We start from the raw sequence: 20,401 nt of genomic DNA on the forward strand, positions 1-20,401 counted from the left end.
TCAGGATCGTTCCCTCGCTCTGCGTGGGAATGCCGCTCGGGACGCTCCGCGTCCCATGACGCAGAGCGTCATTGGATGCATTCCCACGCAGAGCGTGGGAACGATCATGTGTCGAACACAAGATTTATGTGACCACCAGATCAGAGCGAGATTGGATGTGAGCAAGAGAGCCTATAACTTCTGTGCCGGCCCGGCGGCGCTTCCTGAAGCGGTCCTGAAGCGCGCCCAGGGTGAACTCCTCGACTGGCATGGCAAGGGCCTGTCCGTCATGGAAATGAGCCATCGCAGCGATGAGTTCGTGTCCATTGCCACCAAGGCCGAGCAGGACCTGCGTGATCTGCTGAACATCCCGTCCCACTACAAGGTGCTGTTCCTGCAGGGGGGCGCCAGCCAGCAATTCGCCCAGATCCCGCTGAACCTGCTGCCGGAAAACGGCAAGGCCGACTACATCGACACGGGTATCTGGTCGCAGAAAGCCATTGAAGAGGCTTCGCGCTATGGTCACGTCAACGTTGCCGCCACCGCCAAGCCCTACGACTATTTCGCCATTCCCGGCCAGAACGAGTGGAACCTGTCCAAGGACGCGGCCTACGTTCATTACGCGCCGAACGAAACCATCGGCGGCCTGGAATTCAACTGGATCCCGGAAACCGGCGACGTGCCCTTGGTTGCAGACATGTCCTCGGACATCCTCTCGCGTCCGGTGGACATCTCCCGTTTCGGCATGATCTACGCCGGCGCCCAGAAGAACATCGGCCCTAGCGGCATCCTGGTCAGCATCATCCGTGAAGACCTGCTGGGTCGCGCCCGTTCCCTGTGCCCGACCATGCTCAACTACAAGCTCGCGGCGGACAACGGCTCGATGTACAACACGCCACCGACCCTGGCCTGGTACCTGTCCGGCCTGGTGTTCGAGTGGCTGAAAGAGCAGGGCGGTGTCGAAGCCATCGGCAAGCTCAATGAAGTGAAGCAGCGCACGCTGTATGACTTCATCGATGCCAGCGGCTTGTACAGCAACCCGATCAACAAGACCGATCGCTCGTGGATGAACGTGCCTTTCCGCCTGGCCGACGACCGTCTCGACAAGCCATTCCTGGCGGGCGCCGATGAGCGCGGGCTGCTGAACCTCAAGGGGCACCGTTCGGTCGGTGGCATGCGCGCCTCCATCTACAACGCCGTCGACATCAATGCGGTCAACGCGCTGATTGCCTACATGGCAGAGTTCGAGAAGGAACAAGGCTGATGTCTGAGCAAGAACTCAAGGCGCTGCGCCTGCGCATCGATGCCCTGGACGAAAAAGTCCTGGAGCTGATCAGTGAGCGCGCGCGCTGCGCCCAGGAAGTCGCCCGGGTGAAGATGGCTTCCCTGGCCGAGGGTGAAGTGCCGGTGTTCTACCGTCCCGAGCGTGAGGCGCAAGTGCTCAAGCGAGTCATGGAGCGCAACAAAGGGCCGCTGAGCAACGAAGAAATGGCGCGCTTGTTCCGCGAAGTCATGTCGTCGTGCCTGGCACTGGAACAGCCGCTGAAAGTGGCGTACCTGGGTCCGGAAGGCACCTTCACTCAAGCCGCCGCGATGAAGCATTTCGGCCACGCGGTGATCAGCAAGCCCATGGCAGCCATCGACGAAGTCTTCCGCGAAGTGGCGGCCGGCGCGGTGAATTTTGGCGTGGTGCCGGTGGAGAACTCCACCGAAGGCGCGGTCAACCACACGCTGGACAGCTTCCTCGAACACGACATGGTGATCTGTGGCGAAGTCGAGCTGCGCATCCACCACCACCTGCTGGTGGGCGAGAACACCAAGACCGACAGCATCAGCCGGATCTATTCCCACGCCCAGTCCCTGGCCCAGTGCCGCAAGTGGCTGGACGCTCATTACCCGAACGTCGAGCGCGTGGCGGTATCGAGCAACGCCGAAGCGGCCAAGCGGGTCAAGGGTGAGTGGAACTCGGCGGCGATTGCTGGGGATATGGCGGCCGGCCTCTATGGGCTGACACGCCTGGCCGAAAAGATCGAGGATCGTCCGGACAACTCCACGCGATTCCTGATGATCGGCAGCCAGGAAGTACCGCCGACCGGTGACGACAAGACCTCGATCATCGTTTCCATGAGCAACAAGCCAGGCGCGCTCCATGAGCTGCTGGTGCCGTTCCATGACAACGGTATCGACCTGACCCGGATCGAGACCCGTCCGTCGCGCAGCGGTAAATGGACCTACGTGTTCTTCATCGATTTCGTCGGCCACCACCGCGATCCGCTGGTAAAAGGTGTGCTTGAGAAAATCAGTCAGGAAGCAGTGGCACTCAAGGTGCTGGGTTCCTACCCCAAGGCAGTTCTTTAAGGGCGGATAGCAAATGAGTGGCAACTTCCTCGCACTGGCACAGCCAGGCGTGCAACAACTCTCGCCTTACGTTCCCGGCAAGCCTGTGGACGAACTGGCCCGCGAGCTGGATCTGGACCCGGCCAGCATCGTCAAGCTGGCGAGCAACGAAAACCCGCTGGGAGCGAGCCCAAAGGCGCTGGCGGCGATCCGCGACGCGTCGGCCGAGCTGACCCGTTACCCTGATGGCAATGGCTTTGCACTGAAAAGCCTGCTGGCCGAGCGCTGTGGTGTCGAGCTGAACCAGGTCACCCTGGGCAACGGCTCCAACGACATTCTTGAGCTGGTGGCGCGCGCCTACCTGGCGCCGGGCCTCAACGCCGTGTTCAGCGAACATGCGTTTGCGGTCTACCCGATCGCGACCCAGGCCGTCGGTGCTGACGCCCATGTGGTACCGGCCAAGGATTGGGGGCACGATCTGCCGGCCATGCTGGCCGCCATCGACGCCAACACCCGGGTGGTCTTCATCGCCAACCCGAACAACCCGACCGGCACCTGGTTCGACGCCCAGGCCCTGGACGACTTCCTGCAGGACGTGCCCGAGCATGTGCTGGTGGTGCTGGACGAGGCCTACATCGAATACGCCGAAGGCAGTGACCTGCCCGATGGCCTGGACTTCCTGGCGGCCTACCCGAACCTGCTGGTCTCGCGCACCTTCTCCAAGGCCTATGGCCTGGCGTCGCTGCGGGTTGGCTACGGCCTGTCCACCGCTGTGGTGGCCGATGTCCTGAACCGCGTGCGCCAGCCGTTCAACGTCAACAGCTTCGCCTTGGCCGCTGCCTGCGCCGCGTTGCAGGACGAGGACTACCTGGCGCAGAGCCGTCGTCTCAACGAGGCCGGCATGCAGCAGTTGGAAGCCGGTTTTCGTGAACTGGGCCTGGGCTGGATTCCATCGAAAGGCAACTTCATCTGTGTCGATCTGGGTCGCGTCGCCGCGCCGGTGTTCCAGGGCATGTTGCGTGAAGGCGTGATCGTGCGTCCGGTGGCCAATTACGGCATGCCGAACCATTTGCGCATCACCATTGGCCTGCCTGCGGAGAACAGCCGTTTCCTTGAGGCGTTGGGCAAGGTTCTGGCTCGTGGTTGATGTCACTTCACTGCAACCTGCTGCCCCTATGATCGGTCGCCTGGTGGTGGTCGGCCTGGGGCTGATTGGCGGTTCGTTTGCCAAGGGCCTGCGGGAAAGCGGCCTGTGTCGCGAGGTGGTCGGCGTCGATCTGGACCCGCAGTCGCGCAAGCTCGCGGTTGAGCTGGGCGTGGTCGATCGTTGCGAAGATGACCTGGCGATCGCCTGTCAGGGCGCCGACGTGATTCAGTTGGCGGTGCCGATCCTGGCGATGGAAAAACTGCTGGCACGCTTGGCGACCATGGACTTGGGGCACACCATCCTCACGGATGTCGGCAGTGCCAAGGGCAATGTCGTGCGCGCGGCCACCCTGGCGTTCGGCGGGCTGCCGGCGCGCTTCGTGCCAGGCCATCCGATTGCCGGTTCCGAACAGAGCGGTGTAGAAGCGTCCAATGCCGAGTTGTTTCGCCGCCACAAAGTGATCCTGACGCCGCTGGAGCAGACCGACCCGGCCGCGCTGGCGGTGGTGGATCGCCTCTGGCGCGAACTCGGCGCCGACGTCGAGCACATGCAGGTCGAGCGTCATGATGAAGTATTGGCCGCTACCAGCCACTTGCCGCACCTGTTGGCGTTCGGTCTGGTGGATTCATTGGCCAAACGCAATGAAAATCTTGAGATCTTCCGTTACGCTGCCGGCGGTTTCCGCGATTTCACGAGAATCGCCGGTAGTGACCCGGTCATGTGGCACGACATCTTCCTCGCCAACCGCGAAGCTGTCCTGCGCACACTCGATACATTTCGCAGCGACCTCGACGCCTTGCGCGACGCGGTCGATGCAGGGGACGGGCACCAATTGCTGGGCGTTTTCACACGCGCCCGGGTGGCCCGCGAGCATTTCAGTAAAATCCTGGCCCGTCGGGCCTATGTGGACGCTATGAACTCCAACGATCTGATTTTCCTGGCACAACCTGGTGGCTCCCTGAGTGGGCGTATTCGTGTACCGGGTGATAAATCGATTTCCCACCGTTCGATCATGCTCGGCTCCCTGGCCGAAGGCGTGACCGAGGTGGAAGGCTTCCTCGAGGGCGAAGACGCCCTGGCGACGCTGCAAGCGTTTCGCGACATGGGTGTGGTCATCGAAGGCCCCCATCATGGTCGCGTGACCATCCATGGCGTTGGCCTGCATGGCTTGAAGCCGGCTCCGGGGCCGATCTACCTGGGCAACTCCGGCACGTCGATGCGTCTGTTGTCCGGCCTGCTGGCCGCGCAAGACTTCGACAGCACCCTGACCGGTGACGCCTCGCTGTCCAAGCGCCCGATGAACCGTGTCGCCGACCCGCTGCGGGAGATGGGCGCGGTCATCGAGACGGCTGCCGAAGGTCGCCCGCCGATGACCATTCGCGGTGGCAACAAGCTCAAGGGCCTGACCTACACCATGCCGATGGCCAGCGCCCAGGTGAAGTCCTGCCTGCTGCTGGCCGGTCTTTATGCCGAAGGCAAGACCACCGTCACCGAGCCGGCGCCGACCCGCGACCATACCGAGCGTATGCTGCGTGGCTTCGGCTATCCGGTCACCGTCAACGGCGCCACGGCGTCGGTCGAGTCCGGCAGCAAATTGACTGCAACCCACATCGAAGTGCCGGGCGATATCTCGTCGTCGGCGTTCTTCCTGGTGGCGGCGTCCATTGCCGAGGGTTCCGACCTGGTGCTCGAACACGTCGGCATCAACCCGACCCGCACCGGTGTGATCGACATCCTGCGCCTGATGGGCGCTGACATCACCCTGGAAAACCAGCGTGAAGTGGGCGGCGAGCCGGTGGCAGACCTGCGCGTAAGAGCAGCTAAACTCAAGGGTATCGAGATTCCGGAAGCGCTGGTGCCGCTGGCGATCGACGAATTCCCGGTGCTGTTCGTGGCGGCAGCCTGTGCAGAAGGCCGCACGGTGTTGACCGGCGCCGAAGAGCTGCGGGTCAAGGAATCGGACCGGATCCAGGTCATGGCCGATGGCCTGTTGGCCCTGGGCGTGAAGTGCCAGCCGACGCCGGACGGCATCATCATCGACGGCGGCCAGATCGGCGGCGGCGAAGTCCATGGTCACGGCGATCACCGTATCGCCATGGCCTTCAGCGTTGCGTCGTTGCGCGCCAGCGCGCCGATTCGCATCCATGATTGTGCCAACGTCGCCACGTCGTTCCCGAATTTCCTGGCGCTGTGCGCACAGGTCGGCATTCGAGTCGCACAAGAGGCACAATCGTGATCATCAAGGCACCGGTCATCACCATCGATGGCCCAAGCGGCTCGGGCAAGGGCACCGTCGCCGGGATCCTGGCCAGGCAGTTGGGCTGGAACCTGCTCGATTCGGGTGCCTTGTATCGCCTGTTGGCGTTCGCCGCCGCCAACCATGGCGTCGACCTGACCAACGAAGAGCTGCTCAAGGCATTGGCCGCGCACCTGGATGTCCAGTTCATCGCGGCGACCGACGGCCAATTGCAGCGCATCATTCTGGAAGGCGACGAAGTCAGCGATGTGATCCGCACTGAAAGCGTTGGCGCCGGGGCTTCCCAGGTTGCCGCGCTGCCGGCGGTGCGCGAGGCATTGTTGCAACGCCAGCGCGCCTTCCAGGAGCCTCCGGGATTGGTGGCCGACGGCCGTGACATGGGCACCGTGGTCTTTCCCGATGCGCCGTTGAAGATTTTCCTCACCGCCAGCGCGGAGGAGCGGGCTCGTCGCCGATATTTGCAGTTGAAGGGCAAAGGCGAGGATGTTAGTCTGTCGAGTCTGCTAGATGAGATCCGTGCACGCGATGAGCGTGATACCCAGCGCGCAGTGGCCCCGCTCAAGCCGGCGGCCGATGCAATTCAGCTGGATTCCACGGAGTTGTCCATCGATCAGGTGTTGCAACGCATCATGAGCGAGATCGCACTACGCGATATCGCCGGGTGACCAGGAAGCTCCGCAGGGGACCAGGCATAGTCCTGCGGTGCTTCTTATTATATGAAACTAACCCACACCGTCTGGGGTGTGGAGCTGGGCGTATACTTCGCCCCAATCATCAGGAATTAAAATGAGCGAAAGCTTTGCGGAACTCTTTGAAGAAAGCCTAAAAACCCTGAACCTTCAGGCTGGCTCCATCATCACCGGTGTTATCGTTGATATCGATTACCAGGCTCGCTGGGTAACCGTTCACGCTGGTCTGAAGTCTGAAGCACTCATCCCGCTTGAGCAGTTCTACAACGACGCTGGCGAACTGAACATCAACGTCGGTGACGAAGTTCACGTTGCGCTGGACTCGGTTGAAGATGGCTTTGGTGAAACCAAGCTGTCCCGTGAGAAAGCCAAGCGTGCTGAATGCTGGATCGTTCTGGAAGCGGCTTTCGCAGCTGAGGAAGTGGTCAAGGGCGTTATCAACGGTAAGGTTAAAGGCGGCTTCACTGTCGACGTTAACGGCATCCGTGCGTTCCTGCCAGGTTCCCTGGTTGACGTCCGTCCAGTGCGCGACACCACGCACCTGGAAGGCAAAGAGCTGGAATTCAAGGTCATCAAGCTGGACCAGAAGCGCAACAACGTTGTCGTTTCCCGTCGCAGTGTCCTGGAAGCCGAGAACTCCGCCGAGCGCGAAGCTCTGCTGGAATCGCTGCAGGAAGGCCAACAGGTCAAGGGTATCGTCAAGAACCTCACCGATTACGGCGCATTCGTCGATCTGGGTGGCGTCGATGGCCTGCTGCACATCACCGACATGGCCTGGAAGCGTATCAAGCATCCTTCGGAAATCGTCAACGTTGGCGACGAGATCGATGTCAAGGTTCTGAAGTACGATCGCGAGCGCAATCGTGTTTCCCTGGGCCTCAAGCAACTGGGTGAAGATCCATGGGTTGCTATCAAAGCCCGTTACCCTGAAAGCACCCGCGTCACCGCGCGTGTTACCAACCTCACCGACTACGGCTGCTTCGCTGAGCTGGAAGAAGGCGTTGAAGGCTTGGTACACGTTTCCGAAATGGACTGGACCAACAAGAACATCCACCCTTCGAAAGTCGTACAAGTCGGCGACGAAGTGGAAGTCATGGTGCTGGACATCGACGAAGAGCGTCGTCGTATCTCCCTCGGCATCAAGCAGTGCAAGTCCAACCCGTGGGAAGACTTCTCTGGCCAGTTCAACAAGGGCGATAAAATCTCCGGCACCATCAAGTCGATCACCGATTTCGGTATCTTCATTGGTCTGGACGGCGGCATCGACGGCCTGGTTCACCTGTCCGACATCTCCTGGAACGAAGTGGGCGAAGAAGCCGTACGCCGCTTCAAGAAGGGCGACGAGCTGGACACCGTTATCCTGTCGGTTGACCCAGAGCGCGAGCGTATCTCCCTGGGTATCAAGCAACTGGAAAGCGATCCGTTCTCCGAGTACGTTCAAGAGAACGACAAAGGCGCAATCGTTAAGGGCATCGTGAAAGAAGTTGACGCCAAAGGCGCCATCATCACCCTGGCCGACGATATCGAAGCGACTCTGAAAGCCTCCGAAATCAGCCGTGACCGCGTTGAAGACGCGCGCAACGTTCTGAAAGAAGGCGAAGAAGTAGAAGCCAAGATCATCAGCGTTGACCGCAAGAGCCGCGTAATCCAGCTCTCCATCAAGTCGAAAGACGACGCTGAAGAGAAAGAAGCAATCCAGAGCCTGCGCGACAAGCCAGCTACTGACATTGCTGCTGGTCCTACCACTCTGGGCGACCTGCTGCGTGCACAGATGGAAAAACAGAACTGAGTTCTGTCTGACCATGAAAAAGGGCGACTTCGGTCGCCCTTTTTTGTGGGTGCGATTCAGGGGGGGGGCAGAATGGCTGGGATCGCCGTTGTGCGCTCAAGGTGAAACCTTTACTGTGCGCTAACTGTTTTTTCCTTTTAACGGATCAATCACTTGTTCAGGTCGGGCTGCTGATGCCCTGGTCTCCCCAGGCCAATGTGGGAGCGAGCCTGCTCGCGATAGCGCCAGGTCATACACCACCCAGTCGGTGCTGCATATTTAAGGAGGCGAATGAACGGACTCATCCTGGTATTCGCGGTATTAGTATTGGCGGGTTGCACCACAAATGCCAAGACCCACGCTGTGCGCGGCATCAGTGGCATCGAGGTCGATTGTTCCGGCCTGGGCTCGGGCTGGGAAAAATGCCACAAGCGCGCTACCAAAGAGTGCAAAGGCGCAGGCTACAAAGTCATCACCCGTTCCGATGACGCCAAGGATGGAGATATCTACCCCTTCGGCTTCAACCCGGCCGGCTACCTGACCCGCACGATGCTGGTGATCTGTCGCTGAGCGTTCAAGTGCAAGGTCTGCTAGCAAATGGGCAAACACGAAAGTGCGCAGATATGTCAATACTCGGGCTGTTCAAATCCCTCCGGTCATGCTAAAACCTTTTCAAGCGATTTTCCTAGCTGCTTGAAAAAGAAGGGAAAAATATGACGAAGTCGGAGTTGATCGAACGAATTGTCACCCATCAAGGGCTGCTCTCATCCAAGGATGTGGAGTTGGCCATCAAGACCATGCTTGAACAAATGTCCCAATGTCTGGCCACGGGGGACCGTATCGAGATTCGTGGCTTCGGCAGCTTTTCCCTCCATTACCGTGCGCCGCGGGTTGGGCGTAATCCGAAGACGGGCCAGTCCGTCAGCCTTGACGGTAAATTCGTCCCTCATTTCAAACCAGGCAAAGAGCTCAGAGATCGCGTGAATGAAGAGGAGGAAGGGGATGGGCTTTGATATAGTGTCTGAGCGGAGGTGCATGAATGCGGAACTTTAAGCGCTTGGCGCTTGTCGTAGCTGCGCTGCTCGTGGCCGTGGCTATTGTGCTGTTCGTGCTCGAAAATACTCAGCCGGCTGCGTTGATGTTCCTTGGCTGGTCCGCCCCACTGCTTCCTGTTTCGGTTTACGTGCTCCTGGCGCTCCTCGCTGGTATGATGCTCGGACCGTTGCTCGCCTGGTCCATGGGGGCGCGTCGACGGTTGAAATAAGGGGTGCGTGAACCCAGTAGTCTTGGTAAGGATCACTGTCTACAATTTTTCTGACTTTGGGTGCGTTTTGTCTGTATTTAATTTAACTCAGTTTAGGGTTGTGCTCGCCAGGGCCTTAGCCGTCTTGCCTTTTAATGCGTTCAGTTTGTCTGTACGTACCTCAAAAAAAGGGAGCGGGGCTTGGTATGCAAAATAAACACATTGATATGCAGGGGTCCGAAGAGATCGACCTGAGTGAGCTTGCCCGAGGGATATGGGTCCAAAAATGGCTGATTCTGGTAATTACGCTTCTGGTCACCATAGGAGCAACGGCCTATGCCTTCCTGAGTAAGCCCATTTACGAAGCCAAACTTTTTATCATACCTCCCACCCAGAATGGCATTGCTGAGCTCAATTACGGTCGTGGGAAAAGCACAGAGCTTGACGCCTACTCGATCAAAGAGGTCTACGATGTGTTCGCTAGAAACCTCCAGGGTGAGTCTCTCCGTCAAACCTTCTTTAACAAGGTATACCTTCCCTCGCTGGATGAGTCTCAGCGAGCTGGCCCCCTTGATCGCTTATATGAGCGTTTCTCTCGAGAGTTGTTAATTCGGGGACCTGGCAGGGATACTCCAGACCGTTTCTCGGTCACTGTTCAAAGCGGCGACCCTGTGCAGGCTACTGAGTGGGCGAAAACGTATGTTCAGCGCGCCAGCGAGGCAGCCGAATCAGAGCTGATCAAGAACGTTACAACCGAAGCTTCGGTGAGGGCTCGTAACCTGGAGCAACGCATTGTTAGCGTGCGAGAAACTGCTCAGCGGATACGCGAGGACCGGATTCAGCAACTGCGCGAAGCTTTGCAAATTGCGAAGGCGATCGGCCTCACAACGCCTGTCGTGAACTCGACAGCCGGGGTTGATATCACGGTGGATACGGGTGATAAGTTGGATTACCAACGTGGTAGCAAAGCGCTTGCGGCCGAAGTTGAAGCGCTGGAGTCCAGACCTTCCGATGACGCGTTCATAGGGGATTTACGGACACTTCAGATGCGATATAACTTTTATCGTCAGTTGAATGTCGATGCTGACAGTATTTCAGTTTATCGTCAGGATGGTGTTGTTGAGGTTCCGGAGAGCCCCATCAAACCCAGGAAGGCTTTGATCCTGATTTTGGGTCTCGTTGGCGGTCTCATGCTTGGCGGCTTTTTAGCTCTGATTCGGTTCCTAATCAATCGAAAAGAGCGGCGCTGAGATAATTGCTGAATTTTGGAGCTTGGTCGGATCATGCAAACGTCTCGATACAGGTGGTTCCAACTACGGATGGTGACTGATATTCGTGGCACCCCATTTTGCGGTGCCAGCCCAGCTGGCGCCGTTGAGGACAGTTTGCTCCCCTAAGTGATCGGCTGATGCTGCATTGGCCGAGTCAGCGGAGAAAACCGATGTAGCATATTTTTCGTATGCATGATTGATCAATGGCAAACAAACAGCTCAACCATGAATGACGATTTCAAAGAAATCATGAGCGTTTGTCGATGATCCGTAAATTAAAGGCTTCGTGACTAAGGGATTCAGTGATGTCAGGCGTTAAACAATCGAGCGTAACCAGGTTCAAAACTAGAGAAGCGGTCATTGGTATCGTGGGTCTTGGTTATGTCGGTTTACCATTGATGCTGCGCTATAACGCGATCGGCTTCAGGGTGTTAGGCATTGATATTGATGTGTTCAAAGTTGATCGTCTTAACCAAGGGTTAAGCTATATTGAGCATATACCTAGCGAGCGAATTGCTGCTGCCAAATCGCAAGGGTTTGAGGCGACCACTGATTTTGCCCGGGTCTCAGAGTGCGATGCGTTGATTCTATGTGTACCAACGCCACTCAATAAATATCGCGAGCCGGATATGAGCTTCGTGATTAATACAACAGATGCCATAAAGCCTTATTTGCGCCACGGGCAGATTGTGTCTCTGGAGAGTACGACCTACCCTGGCACTACCGAAGAGGAGCTTCTGCCTCGCATACAGGAAGGCGGCCTCAAGGTAGGTACGGACATTTTTCTGGTCTATTCCCCTGAGCGTGAAGATCCAGGTAATCCGAATTTTGAAACCCGGACCATTCCAAAAATTATCGGCGGTGATACTCCTGCGTGCCTTGAAGTTGGGATCGCGTTATACGAGCAGGCCATTGATCGTGTAGTTCCGGTGAGCTCAGCCAAAGCTGCGGAGATGACCAAGCTGTTGGAGAACATTCACCGAGCTGTGAATATCGGCTTGGTGAATGAGATGAAAATCGTGGCCGATCGTATGGGCATCGATATTTTCGAAGTGGTTGACGCTGCCGCGACCAAACCCTTCGGTTTTACAGCGTACTACCCTGGTCCTGGGCTAGGCGGTCACTGTATCCCCATCGATCCATTTTATTTGACCTGGAAAGCTCGCGAGTACGGCCTCCATACTCGATTTATCGAACTGTCCGGCGAAGTAAACCAAGCCATGCCCGAGTACGTGCTCAGCAAACTGATGGATGGGCTCAACAACGCCGGCAAGGCCCTTAAGGGGAGTAAGGTCCTAGTGCTGGGCATTGCCTATAAAAAGAATGTGGATGATATGCGCGAGTCGCCATCGGTTGAGATCATGGAGCTGGTCGAGTCAAAGGGCGGAATAGTTGCTTATAGCGATCCGCACGTCCCGGTATTTCCCAAGATGCGGGAGCATCATTTCGAGCTTGGTAGTGAGCCTCTGACAGGTAGCAATATTGCTTCATTCGATGCTGTGATCTTGGCAACTGATCATGATAAGTTCGATTACTCGTTGATCAAGCAGCACGCAAAGTTGATTGTCGATAGCCGTGGTAAGTATCGCGAACCTGCGTCTCATATTATTAAGGCTTAATGTCCAATTGCTTGTTTCGCGTCTTAGTGAATACAGAGGTTAAATGAAGAATTTTGCACTGATCGGCGCCGCCGGTTACATCGCCCCTCGGCATATGCGTGCTATCAAAGACACGGGTAACACGTTGGTCTCTGCCTATGATATCAATGACTCGGTAGGCGTTATTGATAGCATTTCCCCAGGCAGTGAATTTTTTACCCAGTTTGAGCGTTTTCAAGAGCACGCCTTTCAACTCAAGCGTGATGCACGTACAGCGCTTGATTATGTTGCCGTTTGTTCACCCAATTATTTGCACCATGCTCACATCGCTGCTGGGTTACGTTTGGGTTGCGATGTGATTTGTGAAAAGCCTTTGGTGCCGACACCGCAGATTCTTGATGAAATCGCCCTGATTGAAAAAGAGACCGGTAAGCGGGTCTACAATATTCTTCAGTTGCGTCACCACCAGGCGATTCTTGACCTTAAAGCGAAAGTTGCTGAGCAACAACGCTCTACGAAATATGATGTTGAACTGACCTACATCACGTCCCGTGGTAAATGGTACATGGAGAGCTGGAAGGGCGATCCACGCAAGTCCTTTGGCTTGGCGACCAATATCGGTGTGCACTTCTACGACATGTTGCATTTCATTTTTGGAAAGTTGCAGCGAAATGTTGTGCACTTTACGTCCGAGCATAAAGCCGCAGGTTACTTGGAATACGAAAAAGCCCGGGTGCGTTGGTTTCTCTCGATTGATGCAAATGACCTTCCCGAGACTGTCAAGGGCAAGAAGAGCACCTATCGCTCCATTACGGTCGACGGCGAGGAAATGGAGTTTTCCGAAGGCTTCACTGATCTTCATACCGTTAGCTATTCAGAAATTCTCGCGGGTCGCGGCTACGGGATCGAGGACGCGCGTCACTGCGTAGAGACAGTGAACACTATACGATCAAGTGCCATTACACCTGCGCAAAACGACGAAGGTCACCCTTTCCTGCGTGGCCTGTAGGTACTAAGTTTCGTGTCCAGATGGTCTGCGCTTGGCGAGCCCTCTGATTACTTTCAGATTAGCCCTGTCTCCCAAGGACAGGGCTAAGTAATTTACAGGAGCGAAGTGTGAACTATTCGGTTCATAGCAGCGCCATCGTCGACGAAGGCGCAGTCATTGGTGAAAATTCACGGGTATGGCACTTCGTGCACGTATGTGCGGGTGCTCGGATCGGAAAGGGCGTTTCGTTAGGCCAAAACGTTTTTGTGGGCAACAAGGTCGTTATTGGTGATTATTGCAAAATTCAGAACAATGTCTCGGTATATGACAACGTTACTCTGGAGGAGGGGGTCTTTTGCGGGCCGAGCATGGTGTTCACCAATGTATACAATCCCCGCTCCTTGATTGAACGTAAAGATCAGTATCGTAATACGGTCGTCCGCAAAGGCGCTACCTTGGGCGCTAACAGTACTATCGTATGTGGCGTAACGATTGGCCAGTTTGCATTTATAGGCGCTGGTGCGGTAATCAATAGAGATGTACCTGATTTTGCACTGGTGGTTGGGGTGCCGGCTCGCCAAATTGGCTGGATGAGTGAGTTCGGTGAGCAGTTGGAGTTACCATTGGAGGGGCACCTTTCCGTGGTATGCCAGCACAGCGGCGCAATATATAAACTGGATGGTAAGGTTCTCAGTAAAACGGAAGCTGCGCAATGATTGAATTTATAGATCTGAAAAAACAGCAGCTTCGCATCAAGGACCAACTTGATGCCGCGCTTCAGCGCGTATTAGCACATGGTCAATACATCCTAGGGCCGGAAGTTACAGAGCTTGAACAAAAGCTGGCTTCGTTTGTTGGCGCCAAACATTGCATCACGTGCGCAAATGGTACGGATGCCTTGCAAATTGCTTTGATGGCATTAGGTGTTGGTACCGGAGATGAGGTCATCACGCCTGGTTTCAGTTATATAGCCACCGCTGAAGCCGCTGCTGTGTTGGGGGCCAAGGTAGTCTACGTCGATGTTGATGCGAAGACCTACAACATGGATCCGGGTTTGTTGGAAACAAAAATTACGCCCCGGACCAAGGCGATCATACCGGTGTCCTTGTATGGGCAGTGCGCAGACTTTGACGCTATTAACGCCATCGCTTCGAAGTATGGAGTCCCGGTCATTGAGGATGCCGCGCAGAGTTTTGGTGCAACCTACAAGGGTAAGCGCTCTTGCAGCTTAAGCACCATTGCCTGCACAAGTTTTTTCCCCAGTAAACCGTTGGGTTGCTACGGCGACGGCGGTGCGATGTTCACGGATGATGATCAGCTTGCGGTAACGTTGCGCCAGATCGCACGCCATGGGCAGGATCGCAGATATCACCATATCCGCATTGGAATGAATAGTCGGCTTGATACGCTCCAAGCGGCAGTGCTTTTGCAAAAGCTCGAGATATTCGAAGAAGAAGTGAAACTCAGGCAGAGCGTCGCGCAACAATATTCTTCGCTTCTGAATGAGGCTGGTCTGTTGACCACGCCTTACATTTCCGATACTTCCACCAGCGTTTTTGCACAATACACGATTAAAGTACCCGAGCGTTCGCAGGTTCAGGACAAACTTAAAGCACAGGGTGTGCCGACCGTTGTTCATTATCCTATTCCGTTAAATAAACAGCCTGCTGTTGCGGATGCTACGGTTGTACTTGCGGTGGGCGATGAAGTCGCAGAGCAAGTATTGAGTTTACCTATGCATCCCTACCTTGAGAGAAGCGATATTGAGTTGATCGTCATGGCCGTGATGGACGCTGTCGGTCGATGAGGGGCTTTTCGAAAATCTTGCCGATTTATCGTTTAGAGAGAGCATATGCATCTCAATAAAATATTTGATAAATATCGGGCTAATGATTTTTTCAAATCCGTCACCGTCCTGGTAGGAGGAACGGCTGCTGCCCAGCTTCTGCTGGTGCTTATATTGCCATTGCTGACGCGGCTATATTCTCCTCAAGATTTCAACATGTTATCTGTGTATTTGGGACTCTTGAGTATCTTTTCGGTAGTGGCAACACTTAGATTTGAATTGGCTATTTCCTTGCCAGAGGACGATCTAGAAGCCATGCATTTGTTAGGGCTGGGGATTGGGTTCTCTTTTTTGACAGCGCTAGTGGTTGGCGTGGGGCTGCTTATAACCTCAGAGTCCCTGGCTGCCTGGCTCGGACAACCCAGTTTGGCTGGCTGTTTTTTTGTGCTTCCTGTCGGAGTTTTTTTAGCGGGCGCTTACAGTGCCTTGCAGTTTTGGATGGGGCGTAGAAAACGATTTTCGGTGATTGCTAAGACTAAGGTCCAACAAGCTGTATCAGCGAGTGCGGTGCAATTGTCGTATGGCGGTCTGTTTGTTGGGCCATTAGGTTTGATTCTTGGTCAAACCATCAATAATGGGGCAGGTGCTGTTGGGCTACTAGTTAGATGTGTACGCAATGATAGGGAGTTACTAAAGGCGCTCTGTTTCAAACAGCTCGGGAAGACTTTTGCAAAGTACAATAGATTTCCTAAGTATTCTACCTTGGAAGCATTGGCAAACAACGCGTCGATTCAAGTGCCGGTTATTATCATTGCTGGTTTGGCGATTGGCCCTGAAGCGGGCTTTCTTCTATTGGCTATGCAGATCATGCAGGCCCCTATCAGTTTGATAGGCAGCGCGGTGTCGCAGGTTTATATTTCCAATGCGCCAGAAAAAATGCGTGACGGGAGACTTGGTGAGTTTACTGCTAATACTCTCTCCGGGATTATTAAAGTAGGGATTCTGCCGCTCATTATCGGAGGGGTGGCCGCGCCTTATGTGTTTTCCATCGTTTTTGGCGAGGCTTGGGATCGCACTGGTGAAATCATCGTGTATATGATCCCGTGGATTGTTATGCAATTATTGGTTTCGCCAATTTCAATGGTTCTTCACACCACCAACAACCAACCTATAGCCCTGATGCTTCAGGTGTTTGGCTTAATTTTACGCGTGGGTGTTGTATGCGGTGTGGCGGTGACTGGGGCTGGTTGTCTGACCGAGACATATGCCTTGACCGGTTTTATCTTTTATTTCATCTATTTTTTGATTGTTTTGAGGGTCGCAGGTATTAACCTGTCTGACGTGATTAAACGTAATCCCTATGTGCTATTGGTTGCAATGATTATCTACCTTGCCCAATGCCTCATGATGGTAAGCCACTGGTTTCTCCGGTAGAGGTCTTAATGTTTTTCTATACGTTAACAAATACCAGATTTTCGTTGTACCTAGTGGCCTTTGCGCTGTCGCTGGTATATATGGTGATGCCTTTTTTTGTTAATTATATATTTTTGCCCAGTGAATATTTTCTCAAATTGTCGCTGATGACTTTTTTCTCAGTGCTCAGCATGTTTGTTGGCTATTATTTGCCCTTGGTCGATTTTCGCTTCAGGGCCAGTGCACAACGATTGGTTGTGAATGCCAATACTGTGCATTTTTTTGTGTGGGTAATATTTCTCGTCTTCCTTTTTGTGACATTGTATACGGCACCTGCTATTCCTCTTGTCTCAGCAATGTTGGGTGCCAGTAGCGAAGAGTTGAGTGCGCAACGTGGAGCATTCTTGAAAGGGCGTGAAGGCGCTGAGGTTGCTCTTATATATATAAGCACAATTTTCATGAGTGCATTTTTGCCATATAGCTTGGCGCGCATGTTTCTGGATGGGCACCGTTTGCGATATTTGTGTTTGCTGGTGTTTTTTGGCTATTCATTGAGTTTTTTGCAAAAGGCCTTGTTTTTAAACGCGCTATTGCCCCTGCTGTATGTTGCTTCTCAAAGAAAGAAGATAAGCCTTCCGGTAGCATTATTCGTCTTTTCCGGAGGGGCGTTGATACTATATGTTGTTACTTTGCTCGCGATGGGCGGGTCGGAATCCAACCCGTCGGTGGGGGCGGGTGGGGGAGTATTGAGCGCTGATTTCTACAGTGCCAAATACCTTCCAGACAGTGCCGTAGACCATTTGATCTGGCGAGCCGTCTCGGTACCTATGTTTACCGCTTCGGATACGCTATTAGTACTCGATCAGCAATTTAATAACGAGCCTTTGTATGGGGCAACGAGTGGTTTCTTCGCCTCGCTGTTTTCTTTAGATAGGGTTTTTTTGGAAAAGTTGGTTTTTGAACATGAGTGGGGCTGGAATGAGACAGCGAATTCAAACGCTGTTTATTTCACCGAGGGGTTCGCCAATCTCGGATGGTTTGGAGTCTGGCTCTATTCATTTTTTGTTGGGCAGACATTTCGATGGTTCAGGAAATCCGAAGACCACGCCTTCAAGTCCTTATGGTTGATCTTTTTCCTGGGTTTGTTTACAAGTGGCCTTATTGGGACGCTGCTGAGCAATGGCTATATTTTGATGTTTGCAGCTTGTTTGTTTTTAAAGGTTAAGTCACCTAGAGAGATAAGCAATAATAAATGGGCGGGGGGGGTATGAATAATCCAGATGTAAGTGTTGTAATTGCTGTCAAAAATGAAGCGATTTATGTCAGGTCTGCTGTAACAAGTGTGCTCGAGCAGGAAGGCCTGAACTTTGAAGTGATTGTTGTAGATGATGGTTCAAGTGACAGTACATGGAGCATTTTGACGGAGCTCCAGTTGGCTTTTCCGCAACTTCGCCTATTCAAAAATCCCAAGGCAGGTAAATGTTCGGCTTTTAACTACGGTGTGGCAAACGCCGGAGGCCTGTTTGTATGCGTTTATGCCGGTGATGATATTATGCCGGCAGGGAGTTTGGCGGCGCGTTTTTACAAGGTCAAAGAGTCCGCAGTGGACGAACCTGTCGTCGGACTTTGTAAGTTGATTACAATGTCGGAGAATAAAAAATTTGACGGTCATTTGATTCCGAAGCGTCCCGGTAAGGGGGGGCTGACCGGCGTTTCCTATATGATGAGCAGGCCGGTAGTCTCCAAAATATTTCCTGTGCCAGAAAGCTTGCCTAATGAAGACACCTGGATGGAGTTGGCGGTTACGTTTTTTGACTGGAAAATTGTTCACTCTGACATCGTAGGGTGTCGTTGGCGTGTTCATAGCGGAAATAGCATCAATATGCTTGGGGATTATGAGTCCTATAATAAGAAACTCATTCCTCGCATGGCTGCTATCCGTATGTTTTACGATATGTACGGGAGCGAACTTCTACCTAATGCTAAGGAGAAGTTGTATCAAAAGGTTCTTTGTGAGGAGTATCGGGTTAAAGGTGATATCCTCGGGATTATGACGGCCAAGACGGGGTTTGTAAATCGGTTGAGGGCGCTTTCTACATCCAACAGTTTTTTCTACAGTCTACGTAAACGATTGTATGGCCTTCTTTCTGGCTGGTGAGAACGATATGAAGCTTAGCTCGGCTAGTTACAAGATTTGTAAGACCTGTATCATGGACAGTTCTGATCCTAACATCTCTTTTGATGTGCATGGGGTGTGCGAGTATTGCAATAATTTTAGTGGCCGTATTAAGCCAAGTTGGGACACCGGTTCGGTCGGTACGGCAGAGCTAATGAAAATTGCGGAAAAAATAAAGAAAGATGGCAAAGGGCGTGACTTCGATTGCATTATTGGTCTGAGCGGTGGGCTTGACAGTTCCTATTTGGCCTATATCGCCAAGGAAAAAATGGGGCTCCGTCCCTTGCTCTTTCATGTCGATGCTGGTTGGAACACTGATCAGGCGGTTGGCAATATCGAGAAGCTGGTAGACGGATTGGGATTGGAGTTGTATACCGATGTTATCAATTGGGAGGAAATGAAAAGCCTGCAAGTGGCTTTTTTGAAGTCTCAAATTCCGGACCAAGACATTCCTCAGGATACCGCTTTTTTTTCCGGGCTTTATAAGTTTGCCAAGGCCAACAAAATAAAGTATGTACTGACGGGCGCCAATTATTCCACTGAGTGTTGTCGTGAACCTGAGGAGTGGGGCGCTTACCCAGGTATCGATAAAACATTGATCAACGATATTCATGGTCAGTTCGGTACAAGAGCTTTGAAAACGTTTCCTCTTGTAGATGTGTTGGCTTATAAGATTTATTATCGCTACGTCTTAGGCATGGAGGTTGTACGCCCTCTGAATCTAGTGCCCTATGTAAAAAGCGAGGCCGAAGAAACGCTGGAGCGTCTGTTTGGGTGGAAGCGTTTTCAGCACAAACACCACGAATCCAGGTTCACGCGTTTCTACGAAGATTATTGGATGCCACGCAAGTTTGGCTATGAGAAACGCCGTGCTCATTTCTCCAGCCTCATCATGACTGGACAGATGACTCGCGAGGCCGCTCTGGAGCGTATCGCCAGGCCCGAGCTGGATGAGAATTTTCTGACATCCGAGTTTGAGTATGTTGCGCACAAGTTAGACTTGACTGTTCCTGAACTTCAGCGCATTTTCGACGGCGAAAATAAAACCTTCCATGATTACAAAAACAAGCGCTTCCTGATTGGAATAGGTGCTCGGGTTCTCAGTGCAATCGGATTGGAAAGACGGCTTTTCAGATGATTACCATCATTGACTATGGTCTGGGGAATATCCAGGCTTTCGTGAACGTTTATCGACGTTTGCACATCCCGGTTGCCGTCGCTCAGACGGCTGCGCAGCTGGATGGCGCGACCAAGTTGATCCTCCCCGGGGTCGGCGCGTTCGACAATGCTGTCCAGAGGCTTGATGCCTCGGGCATGCGTCCCGCCCTCGAAGAATCGGTTCTGGGACACAAGGTCCCGGTGCTGGGCGTTTGTGTTGGCATGCAAATATTGGCGAACCGCAGTGACGAGGGCTCCATGCCTGGTCTTGGCTGGGTGCCCGGATGCGTTCGGTCTTTCAAGTCCGTACCAGGCCTGACTGACGTACCTCTGCCGCACATGGGCTGGAACGATGTCACCCCGGCTGCAGACTCCGTGTTGTTCAAGGGCTTTGAGAACGACGCGCGCTTTTATTTTCTGCATTCGTTCTTTTTTGAATGCGAAGATGCCCGGCACAGCGAGGCTACATCCTCCTACGGCTTGGAGTTCAGCTGTGCCGTGCGCGCTGAAAATGTGTACGGGGCCCAGTTTCACCCTGAAAAAAGCCACCATTTCGGCGTGGGATTACTGAAAAACTTCGCGGAACTATGA

General features: G+C 53.9%; 19 protein-coding genes. All 19 read left to right on the forward strand.

Annotated features, from left to right (window positions below; all coding sequences use genetic code 11):
• The first annotated feature begins 157 nt into the window (after positions 1-157).
• The 19 genes from serC to hisH all read left to right on the forward strand — a co-directional run bounded on the left by serC (position 158) and on the right by hisH (position 20,401).
• Positions 158-1,243, forward strand: coding sequence for a 3-phosphoserine/phosphohydroxythreonine transaminase (gene serC / locus J7E36_RS24100; protein ID WP_215008665.1), 1,086 nt, complete (start codon positions 158-160; stop codon positions 1,241-1,243).
• Entirely contained in the window at positions 1,243-2,337 is a 1,095-nt protein-coding gene (pheA, locus tag J7E36_RS24105) for a prephenate dehydratase (RefSeq protein WP_215008667.1), read from the forward strand. The genes serC and pheA overlap by 1 nt, the downstream gene beginning before the upstream one ends.
• 13 nt (positions 2,338-2,350) lie before the next feature.
• Positions 2,351-3,463, forward strand: a complete 1,113-nt coding sequence (hisC, locus tag J7E36_RS24110; protein WP_215008669.1) for a histidinol-phosphate transaminase — start codon at positions 2,351-2,353, stop codon at positions 3,461-3,463.
• A 28-nt stretch (positions 3,464-3,491) separates the two neighbouring features.
• Positions 3,492-5,699, forward strand: coding sequence for a bifunctional prephenate dehydrogenase/3-phosphoshikimate 1-carboxyvinyltransferase (locus tag J7E36_RS24115; RefSeq protein ID WP_231286386.1), 2,208 nt, complete (start codon positions 3,492-3,494; stop codon positions 5,697-5,699).
• Positions 5,696-6,385 (forward strand): (d)CMP kinase, encoded by a 690-nt coding sequence (cmk, locus tag J7E36_RS24120; protein ID WP_215008673.1) that lies wholly within the window; start codon positions 5,696-5,698, stop codon positions 6,383-6,385. The genes J7E36_RS24115 and cmk overlap by 4 nt, the downstream gene beginning before the upstream one ends.
• Positions 6,386-6,506: 121 nt before the next feature.
• Entirely contained in the window at positions 6,507-8,198 is a 1,692-nt protein-coding gene (rpsA, locus tag J7E36_RS24125; RefSeq protein WP_215008676.1) for a 30S ribosomal protein S1, read from the forward strand.
• 270 nt (positions 8,199-8,468) lie between these two features.
• A complete protein-coding gene (locus tag J7E36_RS24130; protein ID WP_215008678.1) occupies positions 8,469-8,747 on the forward strand; it encodes a hypothetical protein in 279 nt (92 codons plus the stop codon).
• 143 nt (positions 8,748-8,890) lie between these two features.
• Positions 8,891-9,190: an integration host factor subunit beta gene (gene ihfB / locus J7E36_RS24135; RefSeq protein ID WP_215008680.1), complete on the forward strand. Its 300-nt coding sequence runs from the start codon at positions 8,891-8,893 to the stop codon at positions 9,188-9,190.
• Between the two features lie 26 nt (positions 9,191-9,216).
• Positions 9,217-9,441, forward strand: coding sequence for a lipopolysaccharide assembly protein LapA domain-containing protein (locus tag J7E36_RS24140; RefSeq protein WP_215008682.1), 225 nt, complete (start codon positions 9,217-9,219; stop codon positions 9,439-9,441).
• 185 nt (positions 9,442-9,626) lie between these two features.
• Positions 9,627-10,670, forward strand: coding sequence for an LPS O-antigen chain length determinant protein WzzB (locus J7E36_RS24145; protein WP_215008684.1), 1,044 nt, complete (start codon positions 9,627-9,629; stop codon positions 10,668-10,670).
• Positions 10,671-10,996: 326 nt separating this feature from the next.
• Complete coding sequence (wbpA, locus tag J7E36_RS24150; RefSeq protein ID WP_215008686.1) at positions 10,997-12,310, forward strand: UDP-N-acetyl-D-glucosamine 6-dehydrogenase; 1,314 nt, start codon at positions 10,997-10,999, stop codon at positions 12,308-12,310.
• A gap of 43 nt (positions 12,311-12,353) precedes the next feature.
• Positions 12,354-13,298 (forward strand): UDP-N-acetyl-2-amino-2-deoxy-D-glucuronate oxidase, encoded by a 945-nt coding sequence (gene wbpB, locus J7E36_RS24155; protein ID WP_215008688.1) that lies wholly within the window; start codon positions 12,354-12,356, stop codon positions 13,296-13,298.
• A gap of 107 nt (positions 13,299-13,405) precedes the next feature.
• Positions 13,406-13,993 (forward strand): UDP-2-acetamido-3-amino-2,3-dideoxy-D-glucuronate N-acetyltransferase, encoded by a 588-nt coding sequence (wbpD, locus tag J7E36_RS24160; protein WP_215008690.1) that lies wholly within the window; start codon positions 13,406-13,408, stop codon positions 13,991-13,993.
• Positions 13,990-15,084, forward strand: a complete 1,095-nt coding sequence (locus J7E36_RS24165; protein ID WP_215008692.1) for a DegT/DnrJ/EryC1/StrS family aminotransferase — start codon at positions 13,990-13,992, stop codon at positions 15,082-15,084. The genes wbpD and J7E36_RS24165 overlap by 4 nt, the downstream gene beginning before the upstream one ends.
• A 45-nt stretch (positions 15,085-15,129) precedes the next feature.
• Positions 15,130-16,497 carry an oligosaccharide flippase family protein gene (locus tag J7E36_RS24170; RefSeq protein ID WP_215008694.1) on the forward strand — a complete coding sequence of 456 codons (1,368 nt, stop codon included), beginning with the start codon at positions 15,130-15,132 and terminating at the stop codon, positions 16,495-16,497.
• An 8-nt stretch (positions 16,498-16,505) separates the two neighbouring features.
• Positions 16,506-17,747 carry a hypothetical protein gene (locus J7E36_RS24175; RefSeq protein ID WP_215008696.1) on the forward strand — a complete coding sequence of 414 codons (1,242 nt, stop codon included), beginning with the start codon at positions 16,506-16,508 and terminating at the stop codon, positions 17,745-17,747.
• Entirely contained in the window at positions 17,744-18,634 is an 891-nt protein-coding gene (locus tag J7E36_RS24180; protein WP_215008698.1) for a glycosyltransferase family 2 protein, read from the forward strand. Before J7E36_RS24175 ends, J7E36_RS24180 begins: the two co-directional genes overlap by 4 nt.
• A 7-nt stretch (positions 18,635-18,641) precedes the next feature.
• Entirely contained in the window at positions 18,642-19,790 is a 1,149-nt protein-coding gene (locus tag J7E36_RS24185) for an N-acetyl sugar amidotransferase (RefSeq protein ID WP_215008746.1), read from the forward strand.
• Positions 19,787-20,401 carry an imidazole glycerol phosphate synthase subunit HisH gene (gene hisH / locus J7E36_RS24190; protein WP_215008700.1) on the forward strand — a complete coding sequence of 205 codons (615 nt, stop codon included), beginning with the start codon at positions 19,787-19,789 and terminating at the stop codon, positions 20,399-20,401. The genes J7E36_RS24185 and hisH overlap by 4 nt, the downstream gene beginning before the upstream one ends.

The organism is Pseudomonas fluorescens (assembly GCF_018614775.1).
Taxonomy (GTDB): Bacteria; Pseudomonadota; Gammaproteobacteria; order Pseudomonadales; family Pseudomonadaceae; genus Aquipseudomonas; species Aquipseudomonas fluorescens_BY.